This is a genomic window from Actinokineospora spheciospongiae (genome assembly GCF_003182415.1).
Taxonomy (GTDB): Bacteria; Actinomycetota; Actinomycetes; order Mycobacteriales; family Pseudonocardiaceae; genus Actinokineospora; species Actinokineospora spheciospongiae.
In genome coordinates, this window is sequence record NZ_QHCP01000010.1 from 94787 (window position 1) to 110590 (window position 15804).

Annotated in this window: 14 protein-coding genes, 1 pseudogene and 1 riboswitch; of the genes and pseudogenes, 10 read left to right on the top strand and 5 right to left on the bottom strand. The window is 74.2% G+C overall.

What is annotated here, in order from left to right; genetic code table 11:
- The first annotated feature begins 2 nt into the window (after nucleotides 1-2).
- Nucleotides 3-617 (top strand): cob(I)yrinic acid a,c-diamide adenosyltransferase, encoded by a 615-nt coding sequence (gene cobO, locus DFQ13_RS24085; RefSeq protein ID WP_110081457.1) that lies wholly within the window; start codon nucleotides 3-5, stop codon nucleotides 615-617.
- Nucleotides 611-2026, top strand: a complete 1416-nt coding sequence (locus tag DFQ13_RS24090) for a cobyrinate a,c-diamide synthase (RefSeq protein ID WP_110081458.1) — start codon at nucleotides 611-613, stop codon at nucleotides 2024-2026. The genes cobO and DFQ13_RS24090 overlap by 7 nt, the downstream gene beginning before the upstream one ends.
- Here the strand turns inward: DFQ13_RS24090 and DFQ13_RS24095 are convergent.
- Together DFQ13_RS24095 and DFQ13_RS34085 are read right to left on the bottom strand one after the other, a co-directional pair.
- The gene (locus DFQ13_RS24095; protein WP_267897666.1) at nucleotides 1971-2906 is read right to left on the bottom strand and encodes a helix-turn-helix domain-containing protein; all 936 of its coding nucleotides are present in this window, start codon (nucleotides 2904-2906) and stop codon (nucleotides 1971-1973) included. The genes DFQ13_RS24090 and DFQ13_RS24095 overlap by 56 nt on opposite strands.
- A gap of 2 nt (nucleotides 2907-2908) precedes the next feature.
- Complete coding sequence (locus tag DFQ13_RS34085) at nucleotides 2909-3079, bottom strand: DUF397 domain-containing protein (RefSeq protein WP_161784414.1); 171 nt, start codon at nucleotides 3077-3079, stop codon at nucleotides 2909-2911.
- Nucleotides 3080-3420: 341 nt separating this feature from the next.
- Here DFQ13_RS34085 and DFQ13_RS33260 point away from each other — a divergent pair, with 341 nt between their 5' ends.
- Nucleotides 3421-3684: a hypothetical protein gene (locus DFQ13_RS33260; protein WP_146241345.1), complete on the top strand. Its 264-nt coding sequence runs from the start codon at nucleotides 3421-3423 to the stop codon at nucleotides 3682-3684.
- Between the two features lie 85 nt (nucleotides 3685-3769).
- Nucleotides 3770-5641, top strand: a pseudogene (locus DFQ13_RS35255) (FAD-binding and (Fe-S)-binding domain-containing protein); the annotation flags it as partial.
- A gap of 895 nt (nucleotides 5642-6536) precedes the next feature.
- On the opposite strand, the gene DFQ13_RS35260 reads toward DFQ13_RS35255, so the two are convergent.
- The gene (locus DFQ13_RS35260; RefSeq protein WP_110081460.1) at nucleotides 6537-7541 is read right to left on the bottom strand and encodes an AraC family transcriptional regulator; all 1005 of its coding nucleotides are present in this window, start codon (nucleotides 7539-7541) and stop codon (nucleotides 6537-6539) included.
- A gap of 82 nt (nucleotides 7542-7623) precedes the next feature.
- On the opposite strand from DFQ13_RS35260, the gene DFQ13_RS24110 reads away from it, so the two are divergent.
- Together DFQ13_RS24110 and DFQ13_RS24115 are read left to right on the top strand one after the other, a co-directional pair.
- Nucleotides 7624-8460 (top strand): NAD(P)H-binding protein, encoded by an 837-nt coding sequence (locus tag DFQ13_RS24110; RefSeq protein WP_110081461.1) that lies wholly within the window; start codon nucleotides 7624-7626, stop codon nucleotides 8458-8460.
- Between the two features lie 26 nt (nucleotides 8461-8486).
- Entirely contained in the window at nucleotides 8487-8915 is a 429-nt protein-coding gene (locus DFQ13_RS24115; protein WP_110081462.1) for a pyridoxamine 5'-phosphate oxidase family protein, read from the top strand.
- Nucleotides 8916-8999: 84 nt separating this feature from the next.
- Here DFQ13_RS24115 and DFQ13_RS24120 read toward each other — a convergent pair whose 3' ends face one another.
- Both DFQ13_RS24120 and DFQ13_RS24125 read right to left on the bottom strand, forming a co-directional pair.
- On the bottom strand, nucleotides 9000-9806 hold the full coding sequence (locus tag DFQ13_RS24120; RefSeq protein ID WP_110081463.1) for a CbtA family protein: 807 nt from the start codon (nucleotides 9804-9806) through the stop codon (nucleotides 9000-9002).
- Complete coding sequence (locus DFQ13_RS24125; protein WP_035278397.1) at nucleotides 9797-10009, bottom strand: CbtB domain-containing protein; 213 nt, start codon at nucleotides 10007-10009, stop codon at nucleotides 9797-9799. The genes DFQ13_RS24120 and DFQ13_RS24125 overlap by 10 nt, the downstream gene beginning before the upstream one ends.
- Before the next feature lie 16 nt (nucleotides 10010-10025).
- Nucleotides 10026-10181: riboswitch (cobalamin riboswitch) on the bottom strand.
- Between the two features lie 60 nt (nucleotides 10182-10241).
- Between DFQ13_RS24125 and DFQ13_RS24130 the strand changes: the two genes are divergently transcribed.
- The 4 genes from DFQ13_RS24130 (at nucleotide 10242) to DFQ13_RS24145 (ending at nucleotide 15800) form a co-directional block, all read left to right on the top strand.
- On the top strand, nucleotides 10242-10808 hold the full coding sequence (locus DFQ13_RS24130) for a histidine phosphatase family protein (protein WP_233438554.1): 567 nt from the start codon (nucleotides 10242-10244) through the stop codon (nucleotides 10806-10808).
- Between the two features lie 288 nt (nucleotides 10809-11096).
- Nucleotides 11097-12965 carry a GAF domain-containing sensor histidine kinase gene (locus DFQ13_RS24135; protein ID WP_110081465.1) on the top strand — a complete coding sequence of 623 codons (1869 nt, stop codon included), beginning with the start codon at nucleotides 11097-11099 and terminating at the stop codon, nucleotides 12963-12965.
- Entirely contained in the window at nucleotides 12962-13615 is a 654-nt protein-coding gene (locus DFQ13_RS24140; protein WP_110081466.1) for a response regulator, read from the top strand. Before DFQ13_RS24135 ends, DFQ13_RS24140 begins: the two co-directional genes overlap by 4 nt.
- Before the next feature lie 973 nt (nucleotides 13616-14588).
- Nucleotides 14589-15800: a UDP-N-acetylglucosamine 2-epimerase gene (locus DFQ13_RS24145; RefSeq protein WP_146241346.1), complete on the top strand. Its 1212-nt coding sequence runs from the start codon at nucleotides 14589-14591 to the stop codon at nucleotides 15798-15800.
- Nucleotides 15801-15804: the final 4 nt, after the last annotated feature.

The following is a 15804-nucleotide window of genomic DNA, read 5'->3' on the forward strand; positions in this document are numbered from 1 at the left end:
CGATGCCGCAGGGCAAGCCGTCGGTGGTGCCGCAGGACGGGCTGACCACGCGCCAGCGCCGCAACCGGCCACTGGTCGTGGTGCACACCGGGGAGATGAAGGGCAAGTCCACCGCCGCGTTCGGCCTGGCGCTGCGCGGCTGGAACCAGGGCTGGGACATCGGGGTGTTCCAGTTCGTGAAGTCGGCGAAGTGGAAGGTCGGCGAGGAGAACGCGTTCCTGGCGTTGGGGCGGCTGCACGCCGAGACCGGCGAGGGCGGCCCGGTGCAGTGGCACAAGATGGGCGCCGGGTGGTCGTGGTCGCGCAAGCAGGGCGACTCCGACGACCACGCCGCCGCCGCCCGCGAGGGCTGGGCGGAGATCGCCCGGCGGCTGGCCGCGCAGACCCACGACCTGTACGTGCTCGACGAGTTCACCTACCCGCTCAAGTGGGGCTGGATCGACGTGGACGAGGTCGTGGCCACCCTGCGCGACCGGCCGGGGCACCAGCACGTGGTGATCACCGGCCGGGACGCCCCGGAGGCGCTGGTCGAGCACGCCGACCTGGTCACGCGCATGACCAAGGTCAAGCACCCGATGGACGCGGGCACCAAGGGCCAGCGGGGCATCGAGTGGTAGCCCGCCTGGTCGTGGCCGCCCCGGGGTCGGGCAGCGGCAAGACGACCATCGCGACCGGCCTGGTGGCGGCCCTGCGGCGGCGCGGGCACCGGGTGGCGCCGTTCAAGGTCGGCCCGGACTACATCGACCCCGGCTACCACACCGTCGCCGCCGGTCGCCCCGGCCGCAACCTCGACCCGGTCCTGGTCGGCGAGCACCGCGTCGCCCCGCTGTTCCGGCACGGCGCGGCGGGCGCGGACATCGCGGTCGTCGAGGGCGTGATGGGCCTGTTCGACGGCCGCATCGGCCACCACGTCGAGGCGGGCGGGTTCGGCTCGACCGCGCACGTGGCCGGGCTGGTGTCCGCGCCGGTGCTGCTGGTCGTGGACTGCCGGGGGCAGAGCACGAGCATCGCCGCGCTGCTGCACGGGTTCCGCTCCTACCGGCCGGGGGTGCGGATCGAGGGGGTGGTGCTCAACCAGGTCGGTTCCGACCGGCACGAGGAGGTGCTGCGCGAGGCGTGCCTGGACGTGGGCCTGCCGGTGCTGGGCGCGGTCCGCCGGGCGGGCGAGGTCGACGTCCCGTCCCGGCACCTGGGCCTGGTGCCCGCCGTGGAGCGCGGCGCCGAGGCGGTGCGCGCGGTGGCCGCCATGGGCGACCTGGTGGAGTCCTCGGTGGACCTCGACGCGGTGGTCCGGCTGGCCCGCTCGGCCCCCGACCTCGACGGCCCGGCCTGGGACGCGGCGGCGGAGCTGGCGGAGTCCGCCGGTCCGGTCATGGCGGCCCAGCCCCCGGTGATCGCGGTCGCGGGTGGACCGGCGTTCACCTTCGGCTACGCCGAGCACGTGGAGCTGCTGCGCGCGGCGGGCGCCGAGGTGGCCGTGGTCGACCCGCTGCACGACACCGCGCTGCCCCCGGGCACCGCCGCGCTGGTGCTGCCCGGCGGTTTCCCCGAGGCGCACGCGCAAGCCCTGTCCGCCAACGAACCCCTGCGCCACGCCGTGGCCGACCTGGCCGCCACCGGCGCCCCGGTGCACGCCGAGTGCGGCGGCCTGCTCTACCTGGTGTCCAAGTTGGACGGTCACCCGATGTGCGGGGTGCTGCCCGCCGAGGCGGAGATGACCGCGCGGCTGACCCTGGGCTACCGCGAGGCCGTCGCCACCGCCGACACCGCGCTGCACGCGGTCGGCACCCGCGTCCACGGCCACGAGTTCCACCGCACCCGCGTCCTGCCCGCCCACGGCGACCCGCCCACCTGGGCCTGGCGCGACGCCACCGGCGCACCGCACCGCGAGGGCCACACCCGCCTGGGCGTGCACGCGTCCTACCTGCACACCCACCCGGCCGGGAACCCCGGGTCGATCCACCGCTTCGTCACGGCAGCCGCGCGAGCTCCTCGGTCAGCAGCGCCAGCGAGTCCTCCTCGCTGAGCGCCTTCTCCGCCACCTCGTGCCACTCGCGGATGAGCGCGGCCACGTCGGCCTTCTTGGTCATGATCCGCGCGTCGACCGGGGTCTCCTGGTAGCCGAGGTTCGGCCTGCCGTCGCGGAAGCAGAGCACGGTGAAGTCGTTGGGCAGCACGGGCACCTCCGCGTCGAAGGCCAGCACGCGCAGGTGCAGCGTCGGGTACCGCCCGACCATGTCGACGAGGTGGCGCAACTGCGCTGCCGCCACCGCTGCGGGCTTGGACCGCACCAATCGGACCAGTGCCCCCTCCCCGAGCAGCACCCGGTGGTGGGGCGCGGGCGTGCGGTCGTACAACCGAGCGCGCTCGGCCCGAGCCGCGACCCGGGCGTCGAGCTTGCCCGCACCGTCGGTGCTGAACAGGTCGCGCATGTAGTCCTCGGAGTGCAGCAGGCCGGGGAAGCGGTCGCCGGTCACCGCGAGGATTTCGTCGGCCTCCTGCTCCTCACCGCGCAACCTGCGGAAGTGGTTCGACTTCTCGTCCGCCAACCGGGAGCGCCGCTGGTGGTTGGCCTCCAGGTCCTTGGCGCGCACGAGCATCTCGTCGGTGTCCGCGCCGTGCGCGTCCAACAGTTCGATCGCCCGGTGCAGGTCCTTGACGGTGACCCTGGTCTCCCCCACCTCGATTTTGTTGATCTTGCTCTGGCTGCACGGGAGCATCGCCGCCATCTGGATCTGGGTCAGTCCAGCGGCCTCGCGGAGAGCGCGCAAATCCCGACCGAGTTGCCCCACCGTGTCGAATCCCACTTTTGTGCCCGCTCCGTATCGCTCGGATTGATGAACGAAACCGAGAGTAGTCACTCTGGGAAGGGAATGCCGTCGCGCACCCCCCGGTCGAGCGAACACGATTAGTCGACTGCATGCTGCCGCAGGTAGGCCACCAGAGCGGGAAGCGCGGAACCGGACAGCGCCAGCACCCCGGCTTGCGGCGCCTTGGAATCCCGGAACGCCACCCGCGGGGACATCCGCAGGTTCACCTCCACGCAGTCGAACTGCCGCCCGCACCGCCGCGAGCGCACCCATCCCGAACCACCCGCACCGCGCATGACTCCCCCTCAAGAGCCCGGACCACCCGAAAGCCCATCGTGACACCCGAGTAATCGACATGCAACGGTCAGTTAATGGACATTCACCGAGCGTGACAATGTTTATCATTCACCCGGCACTAAAGGCGAAAGGCCTTCCGACTGTCCACTGTGGAACATCGAGTAATCGGGATTGACATTGCGGCGCACCGGTAACGGTGGCCAAAGCGGTCGTGTGGTTAATATCAGCCTCGGAAACAGTGCGGCCCCCTGCTGTCACAGGGGGCCGCGGTGCCAGTACCCCAACCACCACACGCAGAAGGACACCAGCACCAGTGAGCGTAGGAGACAACCGGCGGATTAATCGCCGGAAACACCGGAATTCGCCCGAACGGGCGCAGGATCAGGACGAGAAGCGACCCGCCGACCAGGTGATGGCCTGGGGCAGGCTCGTGCTCGACTCGAACGGGCCCGCCCTGCGGCTGATGGGCCTCCTGGTCGTCGTGTTCACCGGGGTCATCGCGCTGGTCGTGGCCATGGGCATCGATCGGCAACTGGTGATCGACGCGATCACGCTGATCTGGGCCCGGGGGCGCTGAGGCGGTGAACCTCCCCGCGGTGGTCCGCCACCGCGGGGAGGTGGTCGGCGAACCCGGAGCGGTCAGCGCGGGCGGTCGTGGTCCCATGGTGGTCCGGGGTCGCGGTCCCCGGGAGCCGTGCCCGAACCAGCGAGGGAGCGCCGTGGACCCGCTCGACCGGTTGCGCGAGCTGCTCGGCCCGTGCGTCGCCGTGGACGACGCCACCCGGGCGCTGTACTCGTCGGACGCCTCCAACTACCGGGTGCCACCCGCCGCCGTCGTGCGGGTGGCCTCCGCCGGGCACGCGGCGGAGGTGCTGGGGCGCTGCCACGAGCTGGGACTGCCGGTCACCGCGCGCGGGGCGGGCACGTCGGTGGCGGGCAACGCCATCGGCCCCGGGGTGGTGCTCGACCTCACCGCGCTGACCGCGATCACCGACGTCGACCCGGCCGCGCGGACCGCGACCGCGCAGGCGGGGGTGGTGCAGGCGGCGTTGCAGGCCGCGGTGCGCCCGCACGGGCTGCTGTTCGGCCCGGACCCCTCCACCGCCGACCGCTGCACCCTCGGCGGCATGATCGGCAACAACGCCTGCGGCGCGCACGCGGTGGCCTGGGGCAACACCCGCGACAACGTCGTGTCCGCCCGGCTGCTGCGCGCCGACGGCAGCCCGCTCACCGCCGGGCGCACCGGCACCTCCGACCCCGACCTCGACGCCCGGCTGCGCGCGGTGGTCGGTGCCGACCTGGCCGTGGTGCGCACCGAGTACGGCCGCTTCCCCCGGCAGGCCTCCGGGTACCCGCTCGACGCGCTGCTGCCGGAGCGGCGCTTCGACGTGGTCGGCTCGCTGGTCGGTTCCGAGGGCACGCTGGCCGTGGTCCTCGACGCCACGGTGGCGCTGGCCGAGGCGCCCGCCGCCCGGGCGCTGGCGGTCCTGGGCTACCCGGACATGCCCACCGCCGCCGACGCGACGCCCGCGCTGGTCGCGCTGGGCCCGCTGGCGGTGGAGGGCATGGACCGGCGCCTGGTCGACGTGGTCACCGCCCGGCGCGGGCAGGCGGGCGTGCCGGACCTGCCGCGCGGCGCGGGGTGGCTGCTGGTGGAGACCGGTGGCGCGACCCCGGCCGAGGCGCGGCAGCGGGCGCTGGAGGTCCTGGCGGGAGCGGGCGCGGTGGACGGGCGGGTGCTGACCGGGGCGGGTGAGATCGCCGCGCTGTGGCGCATCCGCTCCGACGGTGTCGGCCTCGCCGGGCGCACCCCCGGCGGGGCGGACGCGTGGCCCGGCTGGGAGGACGCCGCCGTGCCGCCCGAGCGGCTGGGCGCCTACCTGCGCGACCTCGACGCCCTGCTGGCGCAGCACCACTACGACGGCCTGCTCTACGGCCACTTCGGCGACGGGTGCGTGCACGGCCGCTTCGACTTCGACCTGCGCTCCCCCGGCGGTGCGGCCCGCACCCGCGCGTTCCTGCTGGACGCCGCCGACCTGGTCGCCGCCCACGGCGGGTCGCTGTCGGGGGAGCACGGCGACGGGCGGGCGCGCGGGGAACTGCTGTCGCGGGTGTACTCCGCCGAGGCGCTGGCCGTCGCGGCGCGGGTCAAGGCGGTGTGGGACCCCGGCGGCGGGCTCAACCCCGGCGTCCTGGTCGACCCGGCCCCGGTGGACGCGGACCTGCGGGTCGGGCCGGAGCTGCCGGTGGTGCCCGGGGGCGGTTTCGCCCTCCCGCACGACTCCGGTGACCTCACCCGGGCGGTGCACCGCTGCGTCGGCGTGGGCCGCTGCCGGGCGGACCTGACCGCGACCGGGGGCGCCATGTGCCCGTCGTTCCTGGCCACCGGCGCCGAGCAGCACTCCACCCGGGGCCGTGCCCGCCTGTTGCAGGAGATGGTGCGCGGCGACCTGGTGCGCGGCTGGGCGGACCCGGCCGTGCACGAGGCGCTGGACCTGTGCCTGTCCTGCAAGGCGTGCGCCCGCGACTGCCCGGCGGGGGTGGACATGGCCACGTACAAGGCCGAGGTCCTGCACCACCGCTACCGGCGCAGGCTGCGCCCGATCACCCACTACACCCTGGGCTGGCTCCCGCGCGCCGCCGCCGTGGCGGGCAGGCTGCCCCGCCTGGCCAACGCCGTCCTGGACAATCCGCTGGTCAAGCGCCTCGCCGGGATCGACAGCCGCCGGGGCCTGCCCCGCTTCGCCCGGCACCGATTCCGGCGTGTCGCCGCCGGTCGGCCCGAGGTGTCGGGTCGGCGCGTGCTGCTGTGGGTCGACACGTTCACCGAGGCGTTCGCCCCGGAGGTCGGCGTCGCCGCGATCCGGGTGCTGGAGTCGGCCGGGTACGCGGTGGAGCTGACCATCCGCCAGGTCTGCTGCGGCCTGACCTGGATCACCACCGGCCAGCTCGACGGTGCCCGCCGCAGGCTCCGCCACACCCTCGACGCCCTGGGGTCCGCCATCGTCGACGGCATCCCCATCGTCGGCCTGGAGCCCTCCTGCACCGCCGTCCTGCGCGGTGACGCCGTCGACCTGCTGCCCGAGGACCCCCGGGCCCACCGCGTCAAGGCCCTCACCGTCACCCTCGCCGAGCTGCTGACCGCCACCCCCGGCTGGTCGCCGCCCGATCTGTCCGATGTGGACGTGGTTGCCCAACCCCACTGCCACCACCGGGCCACCCTGGGTTGGGACACCGACGCCGCCCTGCTGCGCCGGGCGGGCGCGCGGGTGGAGGCGGTCGGCGGCTGCTGCGGGCTGGCCGGGAACTTCGGCGTCGAACGCGGCCACTACGAGGTGTCGGTGGCCGTCGCCGAAACCGCCCTGCTGCCCGCCCTGCGCGCCCGCCCCCGCCCGGTCCTCGCCGACGGCTTCTCCTGCCGCACCCAGGTCAGCGACCTGACCGGAGGCTCCTCCCGGCACTTGGCGCAACTGCTCGCCGATCACCTCCCACCCCCGGGAGGGGGTCGGAACGGCGGAACTCGCTCGGACTCACGCCCCGGGTCCGCTTGAACGCCGCGCTGAACGCGAACGCGTCGGAGTAGCCCACCGTGCGGGCGACCTCGGCGACGGTCGTCGCCTCGCGCTCGACCAGCAGGTCCGCCGCGAGCGCCATGCGCCAGCGGGTCAGGTAGGTCAGCGGTGGTTCACCGACCAGGTCGGCGAACCGCTTCGCCAGGGTGGAGCGCGACACCCCGGCCCGGTCGGCCAGCGCGGAGACCGTCCACGGCGCCGCCGGTTCGGCGTGCAGCAGGTGCAGCGCGCCGCCGACCACGGGGTCGCGCTGGGCGGCGTACCAGGCGGGCGGCTCACCGCCGGGCCGGTCGAAGTACTCGCGCACCGAGCAGACCAGCAGCCAGTCCAGCAACCGGTCGAGGACCACCTGCTGGCCCGGGGTGTCGACGGCGACCTCGGCGGCGAGGTGGTCCAGCACGGCGTCGGACCCGCCGCCGGGGGCCACCCGCAGCACGACCGGCAGCGCGTCCAGCAGCCTGCGGCTGATCTCGCCGCGCACCGGGTAGGCGCCGACGATCAGCGTCGTCGCGCCCGCACCGGGGTCGCCGCAACTGTCGTCGTTCCAGCCGCGCCGGTGCCGGGTCCCGCCCTGCTCGGGCGTCGTGCAGTGCTCACCGCAGGCGACCGGCTCGGCCGAGGTGCCGACCTCGTCGACGAAGGTGAACGGCGCGGGGCCCCGCACGATGACCGTCTCCCCCGCGCGCAACCGCTCGGGCGGGTGGCCCTCCGGCACGATCCAGCCCGCCCCGCCGAGGACGGTGCACAGCGTCAGCGGCGCACCGTCGACGAAGTGCAGCGACCAGGGCGGCGACAGGGTCGTGCCTGCGAACAGCGAGCCCTGGGCCCGCATCCCCCGGAAGAGGTCTCCGAACGCGTCCACCCCACCGAGGTTAGACGATCACAAAGGCAATCCAGCTTCTTGCCCATGGATTCGTCCAAGGCGGTGCCGTTGAATTCCTGTCATGCGCAACGACAACACCCTCGTCCTCGGTGCCACCGGCAAGTCCGGCAGGCGGGTCGCCGCCCGGTTGCGGCTGCGCGGCACACCGGTGCGCGCCGCCTCCCGGTCCAGCTCGACCGGCTTCGACTGGGCCGACCCCGACGGCTGGGACGCGGTGCTGGCGGGCGTCACCGCCGCCTACGTGGTGGCCCCGACGGTGCCCGGGCCGGTGCACGGGTTCGTGGCGCGGGCCGAGGCCGCGGGCGTGCGGCGGCTGGTCCTGCTCTCCGGGCGCGGCGCCGACACCTGGGGCGACTCCGCGTTCGGGCTGGACATGCGCTCGGCCGAGGACGCCGTGCGCGGCTCGGCACTGGACTGGACCGTCCTGCGGCCGTCGAACTTCGACCAGAACTTCGACGAAGACCTCTTCCACGCCCCGCTGGTCGCGGGCGAGCTGGCGCTCCCGGCCGGTGCGGTCCCCGAGCCGTTCATCGACCTGGAGGACGTCGCCGACGTCGCGGCCGCGGTGCTGACCGAGCCCGACGGGCACGCCGGGAAGGTCTACGAGCTGTCCGGGCCGCGCGCACTGACCTTCGCCGAGGCCACCGAACTGATCTCCCGGGCGTCCGGGCTGCCCATCACCTACAAGCAGGTCTCCCCCGCCGAGTACACCGCGGCACTGGTCGAGCAGGGTTGGGCCGAGGCCGACGCCCACCACGTCGCCGAGATGTTCGTGCTGATGGAGAGCGGGATCATCGCCGAGACGGCGGACGGGGTCGCCACCGTGCTGGGGCGTGAACCCCGGACCTTCGAGGACTACGCCGTGCGGGCCGCGGCGGCGGGCGCCTGGCAGCGCTGACCCCCACCCCCGCTGAGAGGACCGCGATGAGCACCGCCACCAGTTCCCTGACCACCGAGGACCTCGACTTCCTCGCCCGCCCCCTGCACGGGTTCCTGTCCGTGGCCGGGGCACCGCAACCGGTGCAGCCCCGACCGGTGTGGTTCGAGACCACCGCCGAGGGGAAGGTCCAGTTCTTCACGGAGCCGGGCTCGTTGAAGGTGCGGCGCCTGAGCCGCGACCCGCGCGCCGCGATCGTCGTCGCGGCCCCGGTGGGTGAACGCGAGCGCTGGGTGTCCATCGTCGGCCGCACCACGGTGGAGACCGACGGGGCGCATGGACTGTGTTCCCGCCTCGCCGCCCGCTACTGGAGCCCCGACGGCCCGGACCGGGCCGACGACCTCGCCGCGATGCTGGCCACCGACCTGCTCCGCGTTGTCATCCACCCGGAGACCGTGCGCCGCTACACGGCCTGACCCCGCCAACGAACCTTTCACTCCGGGGGAAGCACTGAACCCCCGTCCTCGCGCCGAGGACGGGGGTTCAGTGGTGCGAATGGTCTAGCGGGCGCGGGTGAGCCCGCGGTGCAGCAGCGCCGCGAAGCCGATCCCGATGCCCGCCCACAGCACCGCCGAGGTGCCCAGCGAGGCGATCCGGAACTCCCACAGCGTGGCGCCGGGGAAGCCGTCGGGGACCTCCTGGAAGTCCGGCAGCAGCTTGGCCGCCACCGTCACCAGCACCAGGTAGCCGAGCCCGGCGACCAGGACCGCAGTCCACCCGCCGAGCCGCTGGGCCAGCTTGCGGCCCACGACCACGGCCACCAGGGCGAGCACCAGCGAGATGCCGACCATGCCGAAGAACAGGCCGGTGCGCTCGCCGATGGTCTCGCCCCGGCCCACCGCGGGCGGGTTCGCCGGGTAGGTCAGGAACGGGACCAGCACGACCGCGGTGTAGCCGATGCCCAGCACGGCCACGGCGGTGCCGCGCGGGCTCGCGGTGCCCAGCCGCCCGTAGGCGAAGGCGAACGCCAGCCCGAACAGGCCGCCGAGGCCCAACCCGTAGACGACGGTGCCGATGGCGAGGCCGCCGGTGGACTGGAACGACCGGGAGACGACCTCCTCCTCCGCGCCCTCCTCGCCGTGGCTGTGGCCTGCCGCGGCGCCGTCGTCGTGCGAGTGCTCCGCGGCGCCGCCCTGCTCCTCCAGGGAGATGGCGGTGTCCACCGACGGTTCGCCGAACGCCTCGGCGAACCCGAAGGCGAGGACACCGCCGAGCAGGCCTGCGAGCAGGCCCCACACCAGCAACGAGCGGACGTCCAGCGCGGCCGAGGTGGCCGCTCGATCGGTTCCGGTCTCGCTCAGTGGCACGGGAAGCCCAGCAGGTGGCGGGCGTCGTGGACGAGCTCGTGCACGTAGGTGCCGTCGAACACGGCGAGCGCGCCCTGCTCGGCGCCGACGAAGTAGAGCGCGATCAGCGAGATGATCCCGACGAAGAGCGCGTACGGCAGGATCTGCCGCACCGGGATGCTGACGGGAACGGGGACGGGGGTGGCGACGGCATGCGTCGTCATGGGGTGCCTCCTCAGGCTGCACGCGGCCCGATGGGTCCAGGGGTGTCGATGGCTGGGGGTCTGACTGTGGAGCGGTTGCCCGGTCCATCACAGTGGCGCGGCCGTGCCGGGATCACACCGGCTTCCCCATACCATCTCGGTCAGTCCCGAAACCTATGGGAGCGCCGCTTGCAGTGTCAACGCGCCCGCGTCCGCGGTGGGCAACATCATCCGTCCAGCTCAAGGGGTGCCGGTGGGTAATCGGCTGACCCTGGTGGGCCACGGCCCCACCGCCGCCACGCGGGTGGCCGCGTTCCCGGTCGACGAACCGCTGTCGGACCCGGGGCCGGTGTCCACCGCCGGGCTGGGCCGGGTGGCGGTGGCGCTGCGCGGACCGGAGACCCGGTGCGCGCAGACCGCCACCGCGCTGGGGCTGGCGGCCTCGGTGGACGACCGGCTGCGGGACCTGGACTTCGGTGCCTGGCGGGGGCGCACCCTCGACGAGGTGGCGGCGGCCGAACCCGCCGCGGTCACCCGGTGGCTGACCGACCCGGCCGCGGCCCCGCACGGCGGCGAGTCGCTGGCCGACCTGGTGGCCAGGGTGGGCGGCTGGCTCGACGAGCGGCCCACCGACCCGGCGCCGGTGGTGGCGGTGACGCACCCGTCGGTGGTGCGCGCGGCGCTGGTGCACGCCCTCGGCGCCGACCCGGCCGCGTACTGGCGCATCGACGTGGTGCCGCTGTCGCGGACGGTGCTGCGCGGCGGCCCCGGCCGGTGGTCGCTGCGCTGGCTGAGCCCGGCGGGACAGCGCGACGAATGACGTTCCGTGCTTCCTTTCCCGAATTCCGAAAAATACCCACCGACAAGAGAAGTGGCGCGGCGAATGGCAACCACCCGGCATTGAGGTGACATTCCGCGCCCGATCTTGCGCGGCGGCGGGAAGTCCGCGATCCTTTTCCCACCGATCACGCCCACGACGGGCGTCTACGCGTGCCGCCTGGACCTCCGCGGGCGCTGACCGGGCCGCCACCGCCCGACGCGCACCGGGCGCGGGGGTCGGTTTCGCCGAGACGGGTGGGAGGCCGCGCTGGACACGGGTGTGGGTGACATGGGCGGACCGGGCGCCGAGCCCGGTGCCACCGTGAACCACGACGCGGCGGACAACGACCCGGTGCCCCACGACCCGCGGCGCCGCCCGGCCGTCGACCCGCCTGCCGACCGGACGGAACCGCAGGCCCCGCACCTGGCCCGCGACGCGCTCTTCCGCGGCCTGGTCGACCGGGCCGTGGCCGCGGAGATGTCGCACGAGCGGATGCGCCACCTGCTCGGCGCGGTGCTGTCGGTGGCCAGCGACCTGTCCCTGCCCGACGTGCTGCGCCGCGTCGTGGCGGTGGGCTGCGAACTGGTCGGCGCCCGCTACGGCGCGCTCGGCGTCCTCGGGCCCGACGGCGAACTGACCGAGCTGCTGCACTCGGGCGTCCCCGATGACGTGCGCGCGGCCATCGGCGCCCTGCCCACCGGCCGGGGCGTGCTGGGCGTGGTGGGCGGGCAGACCGGCCCGCTGCGCATCGACGAGCTGCGCGACCACCCGGCCGCCGCGGGCTTCCCGCCCGGCCACCCGGAGATGGGTTCCTTCCTCGGCGTGCCGATCCGGTTGCGCGAGCAGGTCTACGGGAACCTGTACCTGGCGGACAAGGCCGACGGGCGGGCGTTCACCGACGAGGACGAGGACGTGGTGGTCGCGCTGGCCGCCGCGGCGGGCATGGCCGTGACCAACGCCCGGCACTACGAGCTGAGCCAGCGCCGGGAGCGCTGGCTGGTGGCCACCACCGAGGTCACCGCCGTGCTGCGCACCGGCGGGGGCGGCGAGGACGAGGGGTTGGCGCTGCTGGTGCGCCGGGCCAGGGAGATCGCGGCCGCGGCGGTGGCGATCGTGGCCGTGCCGGACGGGCCGGGGCACATGGTGCTGCGCGCGGTGGACGGTCGGCTGCGCGAGGAGCTGACCGGCACCAGGATGGTCACCGTCGACAGCCTCACCGGCGACGTGTTCAGCACCGGCAGGCCGCGGTCGGTCACCGAGGTCGCCGAGGCGACGCTGAGCCGGTCGGCGCAGACGTTCCGGTCGCTGCCGCCCGAGATCAGCGAACTGGGGCCCGCGGTGCTGGTGCCGCTCACCGGCGGGCGCACCCCGGCCGGGGTGCTCATCGTGGCCCGCGACCGCGGCGCCGCGCCGTTCGACGAGTCCGACCTGGGGATGGTGCTCGACTACGGCACGCACGCCGCGCTGGCGATGGGGTTCGCCGAGGCGCAACGCGACAAGCAGCGGCTGGCGCTGTTCGAGGAGCGCGACCGGATCGCCCGCGACCTGCACGACCTGGTGATCCAGCGGCTCTTCGCCCTGGGCCTGGGCTTGCAGGGGCTGCGCCGCGACCCGGCCGCGGCGAACACCCCGGAGCAGATCACCGGGTTCATCGCCGAGATCGACCAGACCATCCGCGAACTGCGGCGCAGCATCTTCTCCCTGCAGCAGCCCGCGAACGGCCCCTACAGCCTGCGCTCGGACATCCTGCGGGTGATCTCCGACGCGACCGTGTCGCTGGGCTACGAGCCGACCGTGCGGCTGGAGGGACCGCTGGACTCGGTGGTGCCCGCCGACATCGCGCTGGACCTGATCGCCACCCTGCGCGAGTCGCTGTCCAATGTGGTCCGGCACGCGGACGCGGCGGCGGTGCAGGTGACGGTGGCGGTGGACCGCCGGGCGACCCGGCTGGAACTGCTGGTGCACGACGACGGCCGCGGGGTGCCCGAGGGGCTCGCCCACCGCAGCGGGCTGGCCAACATGGCCCAGCGCGCGCGGCGCTGGTCCGGGCGGTGCGTGGTCGGACCGGCCGACGTCGGGGGGACGAGAGTGGACTGGTCGGTACCGCTGGGGTGGACGTCCACCGCGGCGGCGCGAGGGGCGGAGGAGCACGCATGACGATCTCGGTGTTCGTGCTGGACGACCACGAGGTGGTCCGGCGCGGCTTGCGGCAACTGCTGGAGGTGGAACCGGACATCGACGTGGTCGGCGAGGCCGCCACCGCCGCGCAGGCGCTGGCGCGCATCCCGGCGGTGCGACCGCGGGTGGCCATCCTGGACGTGCGGCTGCCCGACGGCGAGGGCGTCACGGTGTGCCGGGAGATCCGGTCCCTGGTGGACCCACCGCCCGCCTGCCTGATGCTGACGTCGTTCTCCGACGACGAAGCGCTCTTCGGCGCGATCATGGCGGGCGCGGCCGGGTACATGCTCAAGCAGGTCAGCGGCAACGACCTGGTCTCCGCCGTGCGCACGCTCGCGGCGGGGGGTTCGCTGCTGGACGCGGGGGTGACGGCGACCGTGCTGGACCGGTTGCGGGGTGGCCGGGTCGAGGACCCCCGGTACACGACGTTGAGCCCGCAGGAGCGGAAGATCCTGGACCTGATCGCCGAGGGGATGACGAACCGGCAGATCGCGGGGGCGTTGTACCTGGCGGAGAAGACCGTGAAGAACTACGTGTCGACTCTGCTGCACAAGTTGGGGTTCGATCGGCGGACAGAGGCGGCTGTCTACGCGACTCGGTTGCAGAACACCCGGCGGGGGCAGGGGTGAGTTGCGCGCAAGCGTTCGCTTGAGTGCTTGACCTGGCTGGCGAGCCGTGGTTTCAAAGCCCGGTCGTTTGTTGGGCGTGCCCGGGTGGACCTGCTCAGCCGTGCCGTGGTTTCAAAGCTCGGTCGTTTGTTGGGCGTGCCCGGGCAGGGCTTCTTGCTCAGCCGTGGCTGTGGTTCAAGGGCCCGGTCGTTTTCGGGGCGTGCCCGGGTGGGTGGATCTGCTTGGGCGGGGCCCCTACAGCGATCATGTGCCTGGTGTGACCGAGTGGGGCGAAAAGAGTGCCCCACTGCCCAGGCAGGCTTGCACATGATCGCTTCCCCCACCCAAGCACATCCACCCACCCGGGCATTCTGGCGCCGGGCCGGCGGTTGGCGGGGTGGTCGCCGGCTGCGCCCGGTGAGGTTGCGGGTGGCTGGCCGCCAGGCCGGCGGTTGGCGGGGTGGCTGGCTTTCGCTGCGCCCGATGGGGGTTCGTGTGGCCGGCCGCCAGGCCGGCGGTTGGCGGGGTGGCTGGCTTTCGCTGCGCCCGATGGGGGTTCGTGTGGCCGGCCGCCGGGCTGGCGGTTGGTGGGGTGTTTGGCGGCTGCGCCCGATGGTGTTCGGAGTGGCTGGCCGCCGGGCCGGTGGTTGGCGTTGCGGCGGTGGGTTCGGAGTGGAGACCGGGGCGGGTGGCTTGGGGGCTGGAGCGGTTGGTGGGGTGGTGGTGCGTGCGGAAGTTTCCGGGTGGCGGGCTGGTGGGGGTGCGGGTCACCGATGTGGCCGGGGTGAGTCGATCCGGTGGTTCCGGGGCCGGTTCCTGTCATCGTGCGCGTGGATTCGATCGGGTGAAGGAGGTGGCGCTCCGTGGTTCGGGGTGCCACCCGATCAGGTGGGTGTTTCACCGAGAAACCCGCCCCGACCGGCGGTAACGTCGGGCCGGTCGCGCGCTATACCGCTGACGAAGGTCGGTGTGGGCGGAAGGAAGGGGTGCGGTGGTGAACACCCTGGTTCCGTTGCCCGCGCCGTGCCCGCCCGGCCGGGTGCCCGAGGTGTGCCTGGTGGTGGGGGACGCGGGGGCGGCCGTGCGGATCGCGCCGCTCGCGGGGGCCATGGCGGCCGGGGGGCGGGTGCGGCCGGTGGTGCTGGTGTGCGGTCACGGGGCGGGGGCGGCGACGGCGGCGCTGGCGGAGTTCCGGGTGGGGACCGACGTGACCGTGGCGCTGGCCGCCGACGGGCAGCCCACCACCGCCGCTGCCGCGCAGTTGCTCGCGGGGCTCGACCGGGCCTTCGCCGACCGGTTGCCGGACGCGGTGGTGGTGCAGGGGGACTCGGCGACGGCGTTCAGTGCGGCGATGGCCGCTTTCTGGCGGCGGGTGCCGGTGGTGCACCTGGACGCGGGGGTGCGGTCGTTCGACCTGACCGCGCCGTTCCCGCAGGAGGGGCACCGGCGGTTGATCGCCCAGGTGTCCTCGCTGCACCTGGCGGCGACGCCGGAGGCGACGGCGAACCTGGCCCAGGAAGCGCACACCGGGCCCAAGGTGGTCACCGTGGGCAGCACCGCCGTCGACGCGGCGCTCGACGCCGTCGAGCGGCGGGTGGCGCACGCCGATCCCAGGGTGCGGCAACTGGCCGACGCGGTGGCCGCCGGGTACAGCCGATTGGTGCCGGTGGTGCTGGAGGCGGCGAACTGGTCCGCCTCGGCGGTGGACGCGGTGCTGCACGGGATCTGCGACCTGGTGCTGGCCACGCCGGACCTGGAGGTCGTGCTGCCCGCGACCGGTGGGCTGCGGGCGCGGGCCGAGGAGGCGCTGGGCAGGCTGGTGCGGGTCACGATCACCGACCCGCTGCCGCAGCCGTGCCTGCTCGGGCTGCTGTCGACGGCCGCGGCGGTGGTGACCGACTCGGTGACCCTGGCCGAGCAGTCGCCCAGCTTCGGGGTGTCGGCGCTCGTGGTGGGCGGGGAGTCCGGCACCTGGACCGAGCCGAGCCGCCCCGGCTACCCGTGGGCGGCGGGCGCCGACCGCGCCGTGGTCGCCCGGATCACCGAGAAGCTCGTGCTCAGCCGCCGCCCGGCCATCCCGGAGCAGCGGGTGGCGGACGGCAACCCGTTCGGGGACGGGTTGGCCGCGGCGCGCTGCGCGCAGGCGGTGCAGTGGCTGCTCGGCCTGCGCGAACGACCGGGGGAGTTCGTCCCCGCCCGCCCTTGACTGG

Bases quoted from the DNA above. Each gene is read 5' to 3' on its own strand.
- cobO (WP_110081457.1), top strand. From the start codon at position 3: ATGCCGCAGGGCAAGCCGTCGGTGGTGCCGCAGGACGGGCTGACCACG.
- DFQ13_RS24110 (WP_110081461.1), top strand. From the start codon at position 7,624: ATGCGCAACGACAACACCCTCGTCCTCGGTGCCACCGGCAAGTCCGGC.
- DFQ13_RS24115 (WP_110081462.1), top strand. From the start codon at position 8,487: ATGAGCACCGCCACCAGTTCCCTGACCACCGAGGACCTCGACTTCCTC.
- DFQ13_RS24125 (WP_035278397.1), bottom strand. From the start codon at position 10,009: ATGACGACGCATGCCGTCGCCACCCCCGTCCCCGTTCCCGTCAGCATC.
- DFQ13_RS24135 (WP_110081465.1), top strand. From the start codon at position 11,097: ATGGGCGGACCGGGCGCCGAGCCCGGTGCCACCGTGAACCACGACGCG.
- DFQ13_RS24140 (WP_110081466.1), top strand. From the start codon at position 12,962: ATGACGATCTCGGTGTTCGTGCTGGACGACCACGAGGTGGTCCGGCGC.